Origin of the sequence: Desulfotignum balticum DSM 7044 (genome assembly GCF_000421285.1) — a bacterium.
Lineage (GTDB): Bacteria > Desulfobacterota > Desulfobacteria > Desulfobacterales > Desulfobacteraceae > Desulfotignum > Desulfotignum balticum.
The window spans coordinates 1,604,331-1,621,441 of record NZ_ATWO01000001.1 but is presented as its reverse complement, the minus strand read 5'-3'; the positions used below and the strand labels follow the sequence as shown (position 1 = coordinate 1,621,441).

12 protein-coding genes are annotated in these 17,111 nt (G+C 56.2%); 5 read left to right on the top strand and 7 right to left on the bottom strand.

Annotated elements, in window-relative coordinates; translation table 11 throughout:
* Positions 1–37: 37 nt before the first annotated feature.
* The 4 genes from K365_RS0108180 to K365_RS0108165 all read left to right on the top strand — a co-directional run bounded on the left by K365_RS0108180 (position 38) and on the right by K365_RS0108165 (position 8,100).
* Positions 38–4,300, top strand: coding sequence for a beta-ketoacyl synthase N-terminal-like domain-containing protein (locus K365_RS0108180; RefSeq protein ID WP_024334190.1), 4,263 nt, complete (start codon positions 38–40; stop codon positions 4,298–4,300).
* On the top strand, positions 4,297–5,349 hold the full coding sequence (locus K365_RS0108175; protein WP_024334189.1) for a 3-oxoacyl-ACP synthase III: 1,053 nt from the start codon (positions 4,297–4,299) through the stop codon (positions 5,347–5,349). The genes K365_RS0108180 and K365_RS0108175 overlap by 4 nt, the downstream gene beginning before the upstream one ends.
* On the top strand, positions 5,343–6,278 hold the full coding sequence (locus K365_RS0108170; RefSeq protein ID WP_024334188.1) for an alpha/beta fold hydrolase: 936 nt from the start codon (positions 5,343–5,345) through the stop codon (positions 6,276–6,278). Before K365_RS0108175 ends, K365_RS0108170 begins: the two co-directional genes overlap by 7 nt.
* 172 nt (positions 6,279–6,450) lie before the next feature.
* Positions 6,451–8,100 (top strand): fatty acid CoA ligase family protein, encoded by a 1,650-nt coding sequence (locus K365_RS0108165; RefSeq protein WP_024334187.1) that lies wholly within the window; start codon positions 6,451–6,453, stop codon positions 8,098–8,100.
* A 3-nt stretch (positions 8,101–8,103) separates the two neighbouring features.
* Here K365_RS0108165 and K365_RS0108160 read toward each other — a convergent pair whose 3' ends face one another.
* Positions 8,104–9,405: a CBS domain-containing protein gene (locus K365_RS0108160; protein WP_024334186.1), complete on the bottom strand. Its 1,302-nt coding sequence runs from the start codon at positions 9,403–9,405 to the stop codon at positions 8,104–8,106.
* 137 nt (positions 9,406–9,542) lie between these two features.
* Between K365_RS0108160 and K365_RS0108155 the strand changes: the two genes are divergently transcribed.
* Positions 9,543–10,091: an NlpC/P60 family protein gene (locus tag K365_RS0108155; protein ID WP_024334185.1), complete on the top strand. Its 549-nt coding sequence runs from the start codon at positions 9,543–9,545 to the stop codon at positions 10,089–10,091.
* 57 nt (positions 10,092–10,148) lie between these two features.
* Here K365_RS0108155 and K365_RS0108150 read toward each other — a convergent pair whose 3' ends face one another.
* The 6 genes from K365_RS0108150 to K365_RS0108120 form a co-directional block, all read right to left on the bottom strand.
* Positions 10,149–11,153, bottom strand: a complete 1,005-nt coding sequence (locus K365_RS0108150) for an ABC transporter ATP-binding protein (RefSeq protein WP_024334184.1) — start codon at positions 11,151–11,153, stop codon at positions 10,149–10,151.
* Positions 11,150–12,142 carry an ABC transporter ATP-binding protein gene (locus K365_RS0108145; protein ID WP_006965233.1) on the bottom strand — a complete coding sequence of 331 codons (993 nt, stop codon included), beginning with the start codon at positions 12,140–12,142 and terminating at the stop codon, positions 11,150–11,152. The genes K365_RS0108150 and K365_RS0108145 overlap by 4 nt, the downstream gene beginning before the upstream one ends.
* Entirely contained in the window at positions 12,139–13,140 is a 1,002-nt protein-coding gene (locus K365_RS0108140) for an ABC transporter permease (RefSeq protein WP_024334183.1), read from the bottom strand. Before K365_RS0108140 ends, K365_RS0108145 begins: the two co-directional genes overlap by 4 nt.
* On the bottom strand, positions 13,137–14,057 hold the full coding sequence (locus K365_RS0108135; protein WP_024334182.1) for an ABC transporter permease: 921 nt from the start codon (positions 14,055–14,057) through the stop codon (positions 13,137–13,139). Before K365_RS0108135 ends, K365_RS0108140 begins: the two co-directional genes overlap by 4 nt.
* A 73-nt stretch (positions 14,058–14,130) precedes the next feature.
* Positions 14,131–15,612, bottom strand: coding sequence for an ABC transporter substrate-binding protein (locus tag K365_RS0108125; protein WP_024334181.1), 1,482 nt, complete (start codon positions 15,610–15,612; stop codon positions 14,131–14,133).
* A 75-nt stretch (positions 15,613–15,687) separates the two neighbouring features.
* Complete coding sequence (locus tag K365_RS0108120; RefSeq protein ID WP_024334180.1) at positions 15,688–16,974, bottom strand: FAD-dependent oxidoreductase; 1,287 nt, start codon at positions 16,972–16,974, stop codon at positions 15,688–15,690.
* Between the last annotated feature and the right edge of the window lie 137 nt (positions 16,975–17,111).

Sequence of the window (17,111 nt, the reverse complement as noted above, 5' to 3'; positions counted from 1 at the left end):
CTTGAAATCCTTTTTCTTCTCCATTATATGACCCCCTATGACATCCCATGCCCCGCATATCGCCGTGGTTTCCATGGCCGGCATTTTTCCGGGAACCTCTGACAACCAGCGGTTCATCACCCATATTCTTGAAAAAAAACAGCATGTTGTCCAGGTTCCGGCCCACAGATGGATTGCGCCGGTCAAAAAAATGGTGGTTTCTTCTGTTTGTCCGGACCGGGCAGTATCCGACCGGGCCGGCCTGATCACCGATTTTTGCTTTGATCCCACGGGGCTGGACATGGACGAAGCTTTTTTGTCGATTCTGGATCCGGTGCATCACCTGGTGTTGACCGCCGGGCGGACCGCATGCCGGGAGTGCCACCTGCCGGAAAAGTTAAAACAGCGCACGGGCGTGATCCTGGCAGCCATTGCCCTTCCCACGGACACGGCATCCGCGTTTTCCAGAGAGTTGCTGTGCGCCAAAAATCCCCGCCCCACGTCTCCTTCCGATGCCCTGGCCTGTGCCATGGTATCGGCGCCGGCGGCAATCCTGGCCCGGGCGTTAAGGCTGAATGCCGGCAGCTATACACTGGATGCCGCCTGTGCATCGTCGCTGGTTGCCATCAAGCTGGCCTGTGAACAACTGATCTCCGGCAAGGCAGATGTCATGGTCACCGGAGGGGTGTCCCGGCCGGATTCTTTGTACACCCAGATCGGGTTTTCCCAGTTGGCCGCGTTGTCTCCGTCGGGCCGGTGCGCCCCGTTCGACGGGCAGGCCGACGGCCTGGTGGTGGGAGAAGGCTGCGGCATTCTGGTACTCAAACGGCTGTCCGACGCCCTGGCCTGCGGCGATACCATCCACGGGGTGATCAAAGGCTGGGGCATCTCCAACGATATTGAAGGCAACCTGGTGGCCCCGGCATCCGAGGGCCAGGTGCGGGCCATGGCCGCGGCTTATGATATGGCGGGCCTGTCATTGGCCCATCTGCAGTACATGGAGTGTCACGGTTCCGGAACCCCGGTGGGAGACAAGGTGGAACTGACCAGTATCCGGGCCATGCTGGAAAAACATGACTGCATGGACACCCCTTTGGCCATCGGATCCGTGAAATCCAATATCGGACATTTGCTCACCGCGGCCGGTGCCGCCGGAATCATTAAAACGCTTCTGGCCATGAACCGGAAAATGCTGCCGCCATCCTGTAATTTCACGGCCCTGCCGGATGTGCATCCATTGGAAAACACCCGGGTACAGGTTCAGACAAAAGCGGATGAATGGATTCCTTCACGTCCGGGAGAGCCCAGGCGGGCCGGCGTCTCCGCGTTTGGGTTCGGCGGCATCAACGCCCATATTCTGGTGGAAGAACATAATAAATCCCGGTCTTATTCATCAAAGCCTGCCTCCAAGCGGGCCGCATCTTCTGATAAACCCGTTGCGTTAGAAAACGATTCAGACCAATTTGCGATCGTGGGCATGCAGGTTCTGACGGGTGACTGCCCGGATCTGACACAGTTCGCAGATATGATACGGGGCCGCACATCCCCTTGTCCTGCCCCGGCGGCCGACAGATGGCGGCGCAGGGACCATCTGCCGCCGGATCAACCCCAACGGCCGGCCGGGTACCTGACTGCCCTGTCCCTGGCCATGGATGAATTTCATATTCCTCCGGTGCAGATTCCCGATATCCTGCCCCAGCATCTGGTGCTGCTCCAGGCGGTCAAAGGGGCCCTGGCCGATGCCCGTATCCCGCACCGCCCGGACAATCAGGATTTATTGCGGACCCGGGCCGGGTGTGCCGTGGGCATTGATTTTGATTTCGGGGCTGCGGATTTTTCATTGCGGTGGTATGCCCATGATCTCAACGACACCCTTCAGGATCAGCTTTCCCCGCCATTGACATTCAACCGCACCTTAGGGGCCTTGGGCGGAATTGCCGCTTCCCGGGTGGCCCGGGAATTCAAGCTGGGAGGCCCCTGTTTCACCGTTTCAGCCGATGCGGCCTCGGGCATGAAAGCCGTTGCGGTGGGAACCCGGTCTCTGGCAGCCAAAGAAACCGACTGGTTCATCTGTGCCGGCGTGGACATGGCCGGAGATATCCGGTCTTTCTGCCTGAATCAGGCAAGTCTTCCCATGGTTCCGGCCCGGCCGGCCGAAGGGGCCGGGGCCATCATCATCAAACGTCTGGCAGATGCCAAAAAAGACAAGGATCGGATTTATGCGGTGATCCAGGGCGTTTCAGGCAGCAGCGGCGGCCCTGTCACCCGGGATCATAAAGAACCGGAATTTTCTTATATGACTCCCCTGAAACAATGTCTGACAGATGCGGGAATGACGTTTTCAGACCTGTCGTTTTTCAATACCCATGCCGGCGGACATGGTCCCCTGGGGGCTGTGGAAGCCCATGCCCTGACCCATCTGAAACACCCTGATGATAAGACAGCGTGTGTCCTGGGCTGGACCGCCGATCTGGTCGGAGACACCCGGGGAATATCCGGCCTGGTCAGTATCATTCATTCGGCCCTGTGCCTTTATCACGCCACCATTCCGGGTTTCCGGGCGGGCCCCGGACTAGAGGGCATGAAAAAACAAAATTTTGTCATACCTGATGCCCCGGTTCCATGGCCGGAAACATCCCCCCTCTCCCGGCATGCCATGGCTGGGGCCATGACCCGGGATGGCGGAACCGCTTTTTGCCTGCTTGGGCAGCCGCCGGACCCGGTTTCCTCATCCGTTCCACCGGATTCCGGTCTGCAACCGTCCCATGCCACACCCAACCGGCACACCCTGTCTGTTCCGACCACCCGGCCTCCGATTCCCGAAGATCTGCTGAACCGCCTGAATCCGGATCCGGCGTCTGTTTCGCCTTCTGCCCCGGTCACGGGTCTTTCCAGCCCCTTTTATGTGGATCCGGACGCTCTGGTTGAAGCATCGGATATCACGGCCCGGGCCCATGAAAAATTTCTGGCGTTTTCTCAAACCAATATGGATCATATGCAGACCCAGTTTGCGGCATTGACCCGGGCCGCTGCCGCCCTGACCCGGGAGCCCGGGTTTGAACCGCCATCCGGTGAAAACGAGGATCCACGGCCCATCGCCACGCCCCCGCTGTTCACCCGGGACCAGTGCATGGAATTTGCCGTCGGCCGGGCCGGAAACGTGCTGGGCCCGGACTTTGACATCATCGACACCTATCCGGTGCGGGTCCGGCTGCCGGATGACCCGTTGATGCTGGTGGACCGGATCATGGCCATTGAGGGGACTCCCTGTTCGCTGGGGCCGGGAAAAATCATCACCCAGCATGATGTGCGGCCAGATGCCTGGTATCTGGACGGGGGCGTGGCCCCGGTGTCCATTTCCATTGAGGCGGGCCAGGCAGATCTGTTTTTATGTGCTTTTCTGGGTATTGACCACCAGGTCAAAGGCACACGCAAATACCGGCTGTTGGATGCCAGAGTCACCTTTCACCGGCCATTGCCCGAACCCGGAGAAACCATTGAATACCACATCTGCATTGACCGGTTTCTGAAACAAGGGGATGTGTTTCTGTTCTTTTTTCATTACAAAGGCTATATCAACCGGCAGTTGTTCATCTCCATGCGGGACGGTTGTGCCGGATTTTTCACGGAAGCCGAGGTCGAAAAATCGGGCGGCATTGTACTTAAAAAACAGGACCAGATCCCGGTTCTGCCCGAACACGGGTTCGACCCTCTGGTACGGGTATGGCCGGCGGCCTTTGATGAGAGCCGGATCGCTCATTTGCGCTCCGGCAATCTGGCAGGCGCATTTGGCAATGATTTTTCCGGCATGACCCTGGGAGCGGCCCAGCGCCTGCCCGGCGGGCCCATGCATCTCATCGACCGGGTATTATCCTTTGATCCCAACGGGGGCAGATACGGCCTGGGAACCATTGTGGCGGAAGCGGATATCCGGCCGGATGCCTGGTTTCTCACCTGTCATTTCATTGATGACCCGGTCATGCCCGGCACGTTGATGTATGAGTGCTGCGCCCATGCCCTGCGAATTTTTGTCCAGCGCATGGGTTGGGTCAGCCCGGATCCTGTGGCCCGGTTCAATGTGCTGCCAAACAATGAAAGCGATCTCAAATGCCGGGGCCCGGTAACGCCGGACACAAAAAAAGCCCGGTATGAGATCGAAATCAAAGAGATGGGGTATACAGCAGCGGATGGACAGCCGTTTGTCATTGCGGATGCGCATATGTTTGCCGATGACCTGCGCATTGTTTTATACAAAGATATGGGAATGACCCTGACCGGGGTTTCCCGGGACACTCTCAGACACGTGTGGAGACACAAATGAAATACAGCAAGGTTTTTATCACTTCATTCGGATATGAATTGCCGCCTCACATCGTCACCACGGCCCAGATCGAAGCCAGGATCAAACCGTTTCTGGATGCCGTGGGATTCCAACCCGGCCAGCTGGAAGCGTTGACCGGGATCCGGGAGCGAAGATACTGGGATGAGGATCACACCCTGGCCGATCACGCGGCCGTGGCCGGTCAACGGGCCATGGAACAGGCCGGCATCCATCCGTCCGACATCGGGGCGCTGGTATTCTGCGGGGTCTGCCAGGACGGGTTTGAGCCTGCCACCTCGTGCCATATCGCCCATCAGCTCAACATCGGACCCGAAGCCCATGTGTATGATGTCAAATCCGCCTGTCTGGGCATGATCACGGGCATGGTCCAGGTGGCCAATGAAATCGAGCTGGGCAACATCAAAGCCGGTCTGGTGGTCTCGTGTGAAACCGCCCGGCAGATCGTGGACAGCACCATCGAGGAGATCAATTTGCACAAAAGCGTTGATTTCTACAAAGACACCGTGGCCACCCTGACGGGCGGTTCCGGTGCAGCGGCCGTGCTTCTCACGGACGGAACCCTGGGAGATGACGACATCCGCCACCATGCGTTGAAAGGCGGGGTGGTGAAAAATGCCATCCAGCACCATGACCTGTGCTTCTGGCGGTTTGATGAAACAGGCATGCCGACAAATGCCAAAGTGATCATGCGGACCCGGGCCAACGAGGTTCTGGAAAACGGGGTGGTTCTGGCCACCCGGACATTCCAGGCCATGAAACAGCTGCTGGGCCTGCCGGACGACAAGCCCGACAAGGTCATCGGCCATCAGGTGGGCGCCATTCACCACCAGCGCTTCTATGCCGCCTTAGGTCTGGACATGGCCAAAGATTTTTCCACGTTCCCTTTGTTAGGCAATGTGGGCACGGTGTCATTGCCCATCACCGCGGCCATTGCCGATGAGCGGGATTTTTTGCAGCCCGGAGATTTTGTGGCTTTCATCGGGGTGGGCTCCGGACTCAATTGTTATGTGCTGGGGGTGGAATGGTAACCTGCCGACGCATCAACGGCCGAATCACTTCCACCCGGGAATTTGAAAGTGAATACCCGTTTGCCCCCCATTATCTGGACATCAACGGCCATCGGCTCCATTACCTGGATGAAGGCGCAGGACCGCCGGTGCTCATGGTTCACGGCAACCCCACCTGGTCGTTTTATTTTCGTCACCTGGTGAATCGGCTGTCCAGGGAATTCAGAACCCTGGTGCCCGATCATATGGGCTGCGGTTTTTCAGACAAGCCGGACCCGAAAATTTACGACTACACCCTGGCCTCCCGGGTGTCGGATCTGGATGCATTTGTGGCGCATACCGTGCCACAAGGTAAACTGGATCTCATCGTCCATGACTGGGGCGGCATGATCGGCCTGGCCTGGGCACTGGATCATCTGGACCGGATCAACCGGGTGGTGATCACCAATACATCCGGATTTTTTCTGCCGGAAACCAAACGGTTTCCCTGGATGCTGTGGCTGGTAAAATACCTGAACTGGTTTTCAGTGCCCGCAGTGTTGGGACTGAACCTGTTTGCCAAAGGCGCCCTTTATCTGGGGGCCTGCACCCGTCTGTCCGCCCGGGTGAAAAAAGGACTCACCGTCCCTTACAACAGCCCTTCAAACCGCATTGCCACGTTGAAGTTCGTCCAGGACATTCCCTTAACCCCGGCAGATCCTGCCTGGGAGGTCGTCGCCCGGGTGGATAAAAGAATTCACCGCCTGAATCCCGACCAGGTGCTGTTTTTATGGGGCGCAAAAGACTTTGTGTTTGACACCTGTTTTCTGGATGAATTTCTGAAAAGACTGCCCGGCGCACAATCCCATGTGTTTTCAGATGCCGGTCATTATCTGTTTGAAGACAAACCGAAACAAACCGCTGAAATGATTCACCGGTTTCTGGGCTCTGATGGGATGGCGCTGCTTTGATTTGTTTTTTACACCACAAAGAACACGAAGATCACGAAGAAACTGCTTTTTTTACTCTTCGTGCACTTCGTGTCCTTCGTGGTAAACGTCAATGAGACAATTTGAATGAGTTTACCGGGCTGGGGCACCAGCGCGGTTGGATTCCACTTTATATGTTAAAGATAAGGTTGCTATGACCGCTTATGCCAATATCGCCGAAAGCCTGAAAAAAACCGCTCAGACAATGCCTTACAAACGGGCCGTGGTGTATCCTGCCGGCCGGGACAAAAATAATCATGTGCTATACAGCCACCTGACCTTTAAACAGCTGGATGCACTTTCCGATCGCCTGGCCGTTGGACTGGAAAATATCGGTATCAGCCGGGGAACCAGAACCATTCTCATGGTCCCGCCGGGCATGGAATTTTTCATTATTGTGTTTGCCATGTTCAAAATCGGGGCCGTGCCAGTGGTGGTGGATCCGGGCATGGGCATTGACCGGATGGTGCAGTGCCTGCATCAGGGACGGCCCAAAGCATTTATCGGCATTGAAAAAGCCCATCTCCTCCGGCTGGTGAAGCCCGGGTATTTCAAACAGGTCCGGCACTGGGTCACTGTGGGCCGCAAATGGTTCTGGGGCGGGCACACGTTCAGGCAACTGCTGGCCAATGAACACCAATCCTTTACCCCGGCCCAGACCGCCCGGGATGAAACCGCGGCCATTGTGTTCACCACGGGCTCCACCGGCCCGGCCAAGGGGGTGGTCTATACCCACGGCAATTTTGACGCCCAGATCAAACAGATCCAGGCCCATTTCAATATCGGCCCCGACGAAATCGATCTGCCCACATTTCCTTTGTTCGCCCTGTTTGATCCGGCGTTGGGCATGACTGCAGTCATACCGGACATGGACCCCACCCGGCCGGCCAAAGCCAATCCGGAAAAAATCATCGAAGCCATTGAAAATCACGGGATCACCAACATGTTCGCTTCCCCGGCCCTGCTGAACCGGGTGGGAAAATACGGCCGGGAAAACGACATCACCCTGCCGTCCCTGCGCCGGGTGGTGTCTGCCGGGGCTCCGGTATCACCGGACAACATCGAGCAGTTTGCCGGACTGCTGTCCGACGACGCGCAGATCCACACCCCCTATGGGGCCACGGAAGCCGTACCGGTCATCTCGATTGCCTCTAATGAAATTCTGTCTGAAACAAGGCATCTGTCTGAAAAAGGATTTGGTCTGTGCATTGGACGGCCTATTGAAAATACCCAGGTGAAGCTGATCAAAATCACGGATACGCCCATCACCCAGATCCGGGATTCCCTGCTGGTCCCGGAAAAACAGGTGGGTGAAATCATCGTCAAGGCGGATCTGGTCACAGAACATTATTTCAACAACCGGGAAGCTGATCTGACGGCCAAAATTCCCGACTCAGACGGCCGGATCTGGCACCGCATGGGAGACTTGGGATGGATGGATTCCAAAGGACGGATCTGGTTCTGCGGAAGAAAAAGCCACCGGGTCATCACGGAAAAAGGCACATTGTTCACCATTCCCGTGGAATCTGTTTTCAACAATCATCCGGGGGTTTACCGCAGTGCATTGACCGGGACGGGGCCCACAAACAGCCAGACACCGGTGATCTTTGTGGAGCCGTATGAATCGTTTGACAATCCAAACGATCTGATTGCCGAATTGATAGCCCTGGCCCAAGCCAATCCTTTGACCGAAGACATCCACCATATTTTCATTGAGAAACATTTTCCCGTGGACATCCGGCACAATGCCAAAATATTCAGGGAAAAACTGGCCGTCAAGGCTGCTGCCAGACTCAGAAAATAATGCTCAATCCGGCAGCATGTCATAAAAATACATCATCACATCGGACCGGGTGACAATACCGATCATTTTGCCTTCCTTGACCACGGGGACCCGTCCGATGTCATGCTTGATCATGAGCCGGGCCACTTCCACGGCACTTCTTTCATGGGAAATGGTGACCACGTTCCGGGTCATGAACGCTTTGATGGGCGCAGACTTCTGTTTGGATTGACGGACCTTTTTCAGATCCCGCCGGGATACGATGCCCACCAGATCGTCCTGGTCATTCACCACGGGCATGCCCGTACATCCCAGTTCCCGAATGATCATGATCACTTCTTGAACGGTGGTATCCTCATGCACCTTGACCACGGGATAGGACATGATATCCGAGAGCATCACCGATGTCTGCTGATTCCCGCTGATCAATTCCACGATCATTTCCTGGATCACCTCGGGATTGGCCGCTTTGATCAAAGCGGAGCCGGCACCGGGATGGCCTCCGCCCCCCAGGCTGCGCATAATCAGGCTGATATCGATTTCATCCACACCACTCCGACCAATCACCATGCATTTGTCCTGGACCAGGTCCCGAAAAATACAAAAAGCCGCATCTGCATTGATGATTTCTCGGTACATCTGCACCACCATGGCCAGGTTCTGAACCCGTCCCTCCAGATCCAGTTTTGAAAACCCCACCGTAAAACCGGACTGTTTGATGGTCTCACTTTTTCGGATCATATCATAAAGGATATCCCTGTGCTGCCGGGCATAGGCCTGCTTCAGAAACGAGGCCATAATCACCAGATCCGCTTTCCGGTCCAGAAGAAATCCGGCGGCATGGGCATCTTCCCCCAAAGTGGAAGGAAATGTCAGGTTTCCGGTATCTTCATACAAACCGATCAGAAACAAGGTGGCCTGTATGGGGGTGATCAATATCCTTTTTCTCTGAATCTCATCGAGAATCAGGGTGATGCAGGCCCCGGTTTCTTTGATATGCGGCTGTGTCACCTGGATATCCCCGTGCACATGATGATCCCAGACAATGACCTCAAGATCCGGCTTTTCCCTGAGAACGGCCAGCCGGGGGTCCAGCCGGCCCCAGGAATGGGTGTCCACCACAATCAGGGTATCCACCTGGTCCAGGTTGACATCATTGGGGGTTGCAAGTTCGAACACATCTTTGTGAATGGCCAGAAACGGTTTCAGATTTTCATTGACATCACCGGGAATCACGGGACGGGCGTCCGGATAGATGAGAGTTGCCGCCACCAGACTGGCCAGGGCATCGAAATCAGTTCCTTTATGGGTGGTCACAATTTTCATGATACATATCTTGTCCCTTGTAAGTGGATGCCGCCAAAACAAGCGGTCGCGTAAAATCATTCCGGATACGGCTTGTTTTTTTTTTGACAATATCTTATCTTTATATGAATAAAGGGTCATGAATACAAGGAAAAATCATGAAAAAATATGTCTTTGCCGCCATGTGGTTATTGATGAACACCGTGTGTGCATGGGGCGTTCAATTTGATAAAAACCCGTCCGCAGACAAACCGGAAGTGGGCTCATCCGTGATCACGGCCCGGGAAGTGTTTCGTCAGAATATTCCCGCAACGGCCCGACAGTTCATCGGCACGCCATATGAATATGGCGGCAATCCCCTGACTTCCGGCACCACGGACAATTCCTATCTGTTTTTCGCCATCTATACCACGGCGGCCCAGCGGGCCGGCCTGACCTATCATGGCTATCTGCCCATGGCACGTCTGTTGAAAAACGTCAGCCAGATCGACGAAAACCAGGTTCAGAAAGGCGATCTCATGGTATTGAACAACCAGCTGGCAGCCATGGTATTCGATATCGAGGACAACGGTCGTCTTCACCTGATTTACGTATCAGAGAAACGCCGTCAGGTGATCTCTTTTCACAGCGACAATCTGGTATTCGAGGTGTTCTGGCTCAAAAATATGACCGGATTCTTCCGCCTGAAAGAGGCCATGCTCCGATAAATCAAACGCCGCATTCACCTGCACAACGATTCCTGGATCACCAAATATCTTAAGTCATCAACAATTCCAGCAGGCCGCCATTTGACCCGGCCGGCGCCGGGCCAGTTCCGGGGCTTTTTCCCGGCAGGTCCCGGTCACATATGGACATCGGGACTGAAACCGGCATCCGGACGGGGGGTTCAGGGGATTGGGAGGTTCTCCCGGACAGGTGATGCGCTGGCGGGCCCGCTGCACCGGGGGATCCGGCACGGGCACGGCGGACAGCAAAGCCCGGGTATAGGGATGGACCGGCGAATCATAGATCAGATGGCGTTCCGCCAGCTCCACGATATTGCCGGCATACATGATGGCGATGCGATGGGAAATATGTCTCACCACGGCCAGATCATGGGCGATAAACAAATAGGAAAGGCCGAACCGGGCCTGGAGATCCTGCATCAGATTCACCACCTGGGCCCGGATGGATACATCCAGGGCGCTCACCGGCTCATCCGCCACAATGAACCGGGGCTTCAAAGCCAGGGCCCTGGCAATGCCCACCCGCTGGCGCTGGCCGCCGCTGAAGGCATGGGGATACCGGGCGCCGGCATCCGGGGGCAGACCCACCAGTTCCAGAAGCCGGGCCACCTCTTTAGCGGCCGCCTTTGTATTTTTCACCATACCGTGCACCCGCAGCGGTTCCGCCACAATATCGATGATTTTCATGCGGGGATTCAAACTGGCGTAGGGGTCCTGAAACACCAGCTGCATGTCCCGGCTCAATTCCCGCACCCGGTTTTTCCCGGCATGGGTGATCTCTTTGCCCTGAAAATAGATATGGCCTTGGCTCACAGGGACCCGGCCCAGAATAGCCCTTCCGGTCGTGCTTTTGCCGGAGCCGGATTCCCCCACCAAGCCTAAGGTTTCACCGGGACGGATGTCCAGACTCACATTTTCCACGGCATGCACGGTCAGCCGTTTTCGGCCCCAGAACCCGGCCCGGCCTGCGTCAAACAGCACGCTCAGGTTCCTGACATCGACCAGCGGCAGATCAGAACGCCCTTCCAATGTCTGGCCCGTCATCTGGTAACTTCCTTTGCTGCACACCAGCAGGACACATGGCGGTCGTCTCCCAGTGCGATCAAAGCCTGCATTCGCGAACACGCTTTTCCAGCCCGATCACACCGGGGAAAAAACGCGCATCCTCTGGGCGGGGAAATCAGATCCGGAGGCACCCCGTCAATGGACACCATGCGCTCGGTCACCACATCCAGGCGGGGCGTGGCCCGGATCAATCCTCTGGTATAAGGATGCACAGGTGCGGCAAACACGGGGTCCGCATCCCCCACCTCCACGATCCGGCCGGCATACATCACGGCCACCCGGTGGCAGAGCTGGGCCACCACGCCCAGATCATGGGTGATCAGAATCACGGACACGTTCAGCCGCTGCTGCAAGTCGGTCAGCAATTCCAGAATCTGAGCCTGGATGGTCACATCCAGCGCCGTGGTGGGTTCATCCGCGATAATCAGCTGGGGTTCACAGGCCAGGGCCATGGCGATCATCACCCGCTGGCGCATGCCCCCGGACATTTCATGGGGATATTGTTTCAACCGCTTTTCCGGGGCGTTGATATCCACCATGTCCAGCAGATCCATGGCCCGCTTTCTGGCCTGCTCTTTTGTCATACCCAGATGGTGACGCAGCACTTCAGTGATCTGGGTGCCGATGGTGAATACGGGATTCAATGAGGTCATGGGGTCTTGAAATATCATGGCAATCTCTTTGCCCCGAACCTGACGCACCCTTTTTTTACCGGCCGGGTCCAGCAGAGACCGGCCCTTGAAAAAAATATCTCCCCCTTCGATTCGTCCGGGATTGAAAATCAACCCCATGACCGCCTGGACTGCCACACTTTTTCCGGAACCGGATTCTCCCACGATCCCTAAGGTCTGGCCATAATCCACCTGGAAACTGACGCCCCGGGATGCCTGGACCACGCCGCCCCGGGTATAAAAATTAACCACCAGGTCCCGCACTTCCAGCAACGGGGCTTTTGGGGATGTATTCATGACGTCTCCGGTTGCCGTTCTTTGTCAATTTCTGCCTGCATGTTTTTGCGCATCCCTTTGGCCATGTGCCGGGCAAACTGTTTTTCCCGTTCCTGGGGATCGGAGATGAGCCGCAGCCAGGAAGCCACCAGGTTGATGGCCAGCACGGTGACGGCAATGGCACATCCGGGAATGGTCACCAGCCACCAGGCCATGAACATGTAATTTTTTCCCATGGCCACATCCAGGCCCCAGGACGTGGCCGGCGGCTGAATCCCCAGTCCCAGAAACGACAACGCCGCTTCCGCCAGAACGATTCTGGCAAATTCCAGGATGCCCAGGGTCAGCAGCGGAGAGGTCAAATTCGGCAGGATATGCCGGAACAGGATTCTGGGCCACCGGCATCCCACCACTTCTGCGGCTTCCACATAAGGCGACTGCCGGATGGACAGCACGGCACTGCGGGTCATCCGGCCGTACACCATCCACCCGTTCAATGCCAGGACCACCACCACCGTGGTCAGACTGGGGCCGATCACCGCTAAAATAATCAGGGCCAGCAGGAGTCCGGGAAACGCCACCTGGGTATCGATCCACCGCATGATAAACGCATCCGTCCGGCCGCCCAGGTATCCGGCCATCAATCCCATGACCACACCGAAACCGCCGGCGCACAGCACCACGGCCGCCCCCACCCACAAGGACACCCGGGCCCCGTGAATGGCCCGGGACAGCACGTCTCTGCCCAGATGATCCGTGCCCAGCATATGGTGCCAGGTGCCTTTGTCATACCACACGGGCGGGGCCAGCCGGGCCGTCAGGTCCTGGGCCGCGGGATCATGGGGGGCGATGTAAGGGGCAAACACGGCCATGAGCACCAGGGAGGTGATCAGGATCACACCGATCAATCCGGGTTTGTCGCGTTTGAGTTCCCGGCCCAGCTCACATAAGCTGTTCCACCATTCAAACCGGTTTTCAGCCAGGGCCTGTTCCAGGGTATCGGTCCGGGGCGGTGTCATGTCAGTTTCAGTCTCGGATCAATGAGTTTATAGATAAAATCCATGGCAATGTTGATGACCACCACACATACGGCCGCCGTGAACACAATGGCCTGAATCAGGATCAGGTCTTCTCTTTCAATGGCCTGGATTGCAGTCAACCCGATGCCCGGCCAGGCAAACACGGTTTCCACCACCACGGAATATCCGGCCAGAGACCGGATCACTTCCCACCCCACCAGGGTCATGATGGGCAGACCGGCATTGCGAAGCGCATGGAGCCCCACTACCCGGACAAAAGGCAGCCCTTTGGCAAAACTGGTCTTGACATACTGGCGGTTGAGTTCGTCGATCATGGAGGATCTCACCAGCATCACCAGCCGAGCCAGGGTGGGCAGCCCCATGGTCAGGGCCGGCAGGATAATATGGGTGGGCGTGCCCGCGCCTGATGTGGGCAGGATCTTGAACTGCACGGCAAACACCACGATGAACAAAAGCCCCAGCCAGAACTGGGGCACGGACAATCCCAAAAGGCTGCCGAACACCGTGACCCGGTCCACCACCCCGCCGGGCCGCAACGCCGCAATGATCCCTAAAGGAATCGCCAGAACACAGGCAAACCCGATGCCCACAGCGGTCAAAAGGATGGTCATGGGCAGTTTTTCAAACACGATCTCCATGGCCGGCCGTTTCTGCCACAAGGAATCACCGAAATCCAGCCGGGCCATGTTGCCCATAAATTCCACAAACTGAATGGGAATGGGGCGGTCCAGTCCCAGTTTTTTTTCAAACGCAGCCCGCTGTTCCGGGGTGGACTCCAGGGGCAGCATCACCTGAACCGGGTCTCCCACCATGCGGGTCACCACAAACACAATGACCGTCACCCCTAAAATCACAATCAGCCCGTGAATCAGGCGCCTGTAAATGAACCGGCCCATTATGCGGTCCGGCCTTTGTTTTCCGGACCCCCGGCCTGTTGCCGCACCCCTGGAAAGAAACGGATGATACGGATCATTGACATGTCATCTCCTGAACCAGCAGCCGTGCGTCCACCCGCCCCGGCCAATCCAGGCGCTGACTCAGGCCGTAAATGTCCTCGATATTCAACAGCCACACAAAATACGCCTGGTCATAGGCCCGTTTGACAGCCTGATGATACAAACTTTCCCTTTTTTGCTCATCCGTTTCAGACCGGGCCGCATCAATGAGCGATGCCAGGGTTGCATCCGTGTTGGAAGCGCCCACGCCGCCGGATTTGTAATACGCGGAAAAGCTTTTGTCCGCATCCAAAAGTTCATTGGAGGAAACCACAAAAATGGCATCCGCCCTTGTCTTGCGGTCGAACAACCGGTTGAGATATTCATTGAATTCAAAAATCCGCACATTGACTTTTAAACCGGCCTGCTCCCAGTACCCGGCCACGGCTTCCACAAGATCCCGGTCCTTGAGCCACCGGCCGCTGGTACCGATCAATTCAATGGTCTGTCCCTTGACCCCGGCCGCCTCGATCAGCTTTTTGGCCCGATCCGGATCATAGGGATACGCGGTGACCTGATCATTGTAACCAAAAAACGAAGGGCTTAACAGCTGGCCCTGGGCCACCTGGGCATATCCCTCGAACAGACCGTTGGCCAGGGCCATTTTGTTCACTGCCAGATTCAAGGCCTGTCTGACTTGCGGATCTTTTGTGATGCCGCTGTCCGCGTTAAGAATGACAATGGGATGTTCCAGCCCCAGCACATTCACTGATTTGGGCACATGGCTGGTGAACTCGGGCAGCAGATTGGTGATCAGATCGAACTCCCCTGCCATGAGACCGGCCAGCCGGGTGCCGGGTTCTTCAATGAACCGGTATCTGACGGCCATGATCTGGGGGGCATCCCCCCAGTAATCGTCATTGCGGACCAGGTCGATATGCTGGCCCCGCTGCCAGGTCACAAACCGGTATGGGCCGGTTCCCACAGGATTCTCGGCGAATCCGGGATCTTTGGAATGCACGGGCGGCACCACCTTGAGCCAGTACAGCCGGGAGGGCAAAATGGGATCGGGTCCGTCTGTGATCACATGCAGGGTCAGATCACCCGTGGCCCGGGCCGCCTTGATGGTGGAAAAAAATGAAATCTGCTCGGAATTAAAATCCGGATCGATCACCCGCTGGATACTGTAGACCACGGCATCTGCAGTCATCGGTTCCCCGTTGTGAAACGTGATACCGGGCCGCAATGTGACCTCCCAGGTGTCAGACGCCACCAGTTCGGGCATCTGGGCTGCCAGAGACGGGATCAAATCCCCTTCCGGGGTCCGGGTCAGCACGGTATCATAAATATTGTCGTTCACAGCCCGTTCTCCTCCGTCCTCCCGAATCTGGGGATCCAGGGTGGTGGGCTCGGAACCCAGCGCAATGGTTATTTGCCGTGTCTGTGCCCATCCTGGACCTGTCAAAAAAATACCCATCCAGACTGCTGCCAGAAATACACATCCCCATTTTTTCATGGCCCCTCCTCAATGTCAGACATCATTAATTTTGTTATTTTTTTCATCCTCTGGAACCGGCGTGTCTCAAAAAATCTACCGGTCCTGAACAGATGCCAGAATATTTTTCAACCCGGCTTTTTCCATTTGCCTGTCAATTACCGCCGGGTCCGTGTGGTACCGCCCTTTTTGTTTCATACGATCAAACAGGACTGAACCGGAAAAGGTAAATTTGAGTCCCAGGCCTTCCGGGGTCTGCATCTGCTCCCGCACAAACGTGACGGCATCCCCGATCACGGACGCTTCCGGGAGCACCCGTGCTGTTTTTCCCTGCACATGGCGCACGGCATTCACCCCGGCCAGAGTCCCCGTGCAGATGGCTTCGGTATGGCCCACCATGAGCCCGGCTTTTTCGCCGGCACAAAACAGATTGTCCACCCCATCCACTTTCAGCGCATCATCCCTGGGTGACATGCCCATATACCGCACGGAATTGCCCATACCGCCGGCATAAGGGTCCTCGAACCGGGCGTTTTCCAGCCCGGGGATTTTTCTGAGCCCATCCAGCGGGAAAAACGGGGTCATGAGCTTGGCATGACCCGTGTCCAGCAGAATCACGTTTTGCTCAAAATCAGCAATGGCATACTGCTGGCAGGCTTTCAAGGACAGCTTCCCGGTCATGCGAAGATTTTCATCCAAAGGAATCACCGCCACCCCCGTATCATTGAGCTGTTTGCGCAGGTCCGGAGACAACGATTCTTTGTGAAGCTTGCAGGATCCGCTCACGGCACCGGTCTGATCCCCTTTTTTCCCGTTGACCTCTGCAACGCCGGCTTTGGCGGCAATGCTGACCCGACCCCCGAATGAATGGCATCTGAGAATGCACATGGCACACCCATTGCCGTGTTTAGCGCAATTGGCAGGCGGTCCGGCCGTGCCCGTGGTTTCAATAAACGCATCCCCCTGGAACCGGACGGTTTTGCCGGCCTGTTTTCCCAACACCGTGGTGATCCGGTTTTTATCCATTTCCACATCCGTGATCCGGCACCCGGTTTCAATGCAGATGCCGGATGCTTCCAAAAACCGCCGGATCTTGGGTTCCATGGTGGAAACATCGTATAATGAGGCATGCAGATGTCCCGGAAAAGTGATGTCTTTGTGGATAAAATTGGATTCAATGACTGTAAACAGATCACCGCCCCCCAAGGCTTTGAGTTCTTCCGTGGCAGTGAGCCGGCCGTTGTTCCGCATGATGCCGCCCACAAGGCCTGTGCCTAAAAGCATATCCGTTCTTTCCACCAGGACCACGTCCGCTCCCTGTTTTTTCGCGCTGACGGCTGCAGCACATCCGGCCCAGCCGCCACCGATAACAATGACTCTCATATTTTTTTCTCCGCTCTGGAAAATTTGTGTTGGATTGAAAGACTTATTATTTTGAAAAATCCGGTTTTTATTGTCAACCTATTTATCACTTCCATCTCCAGATTTTTGTTTTTGGCTGTTTACATTCCACCAATTTG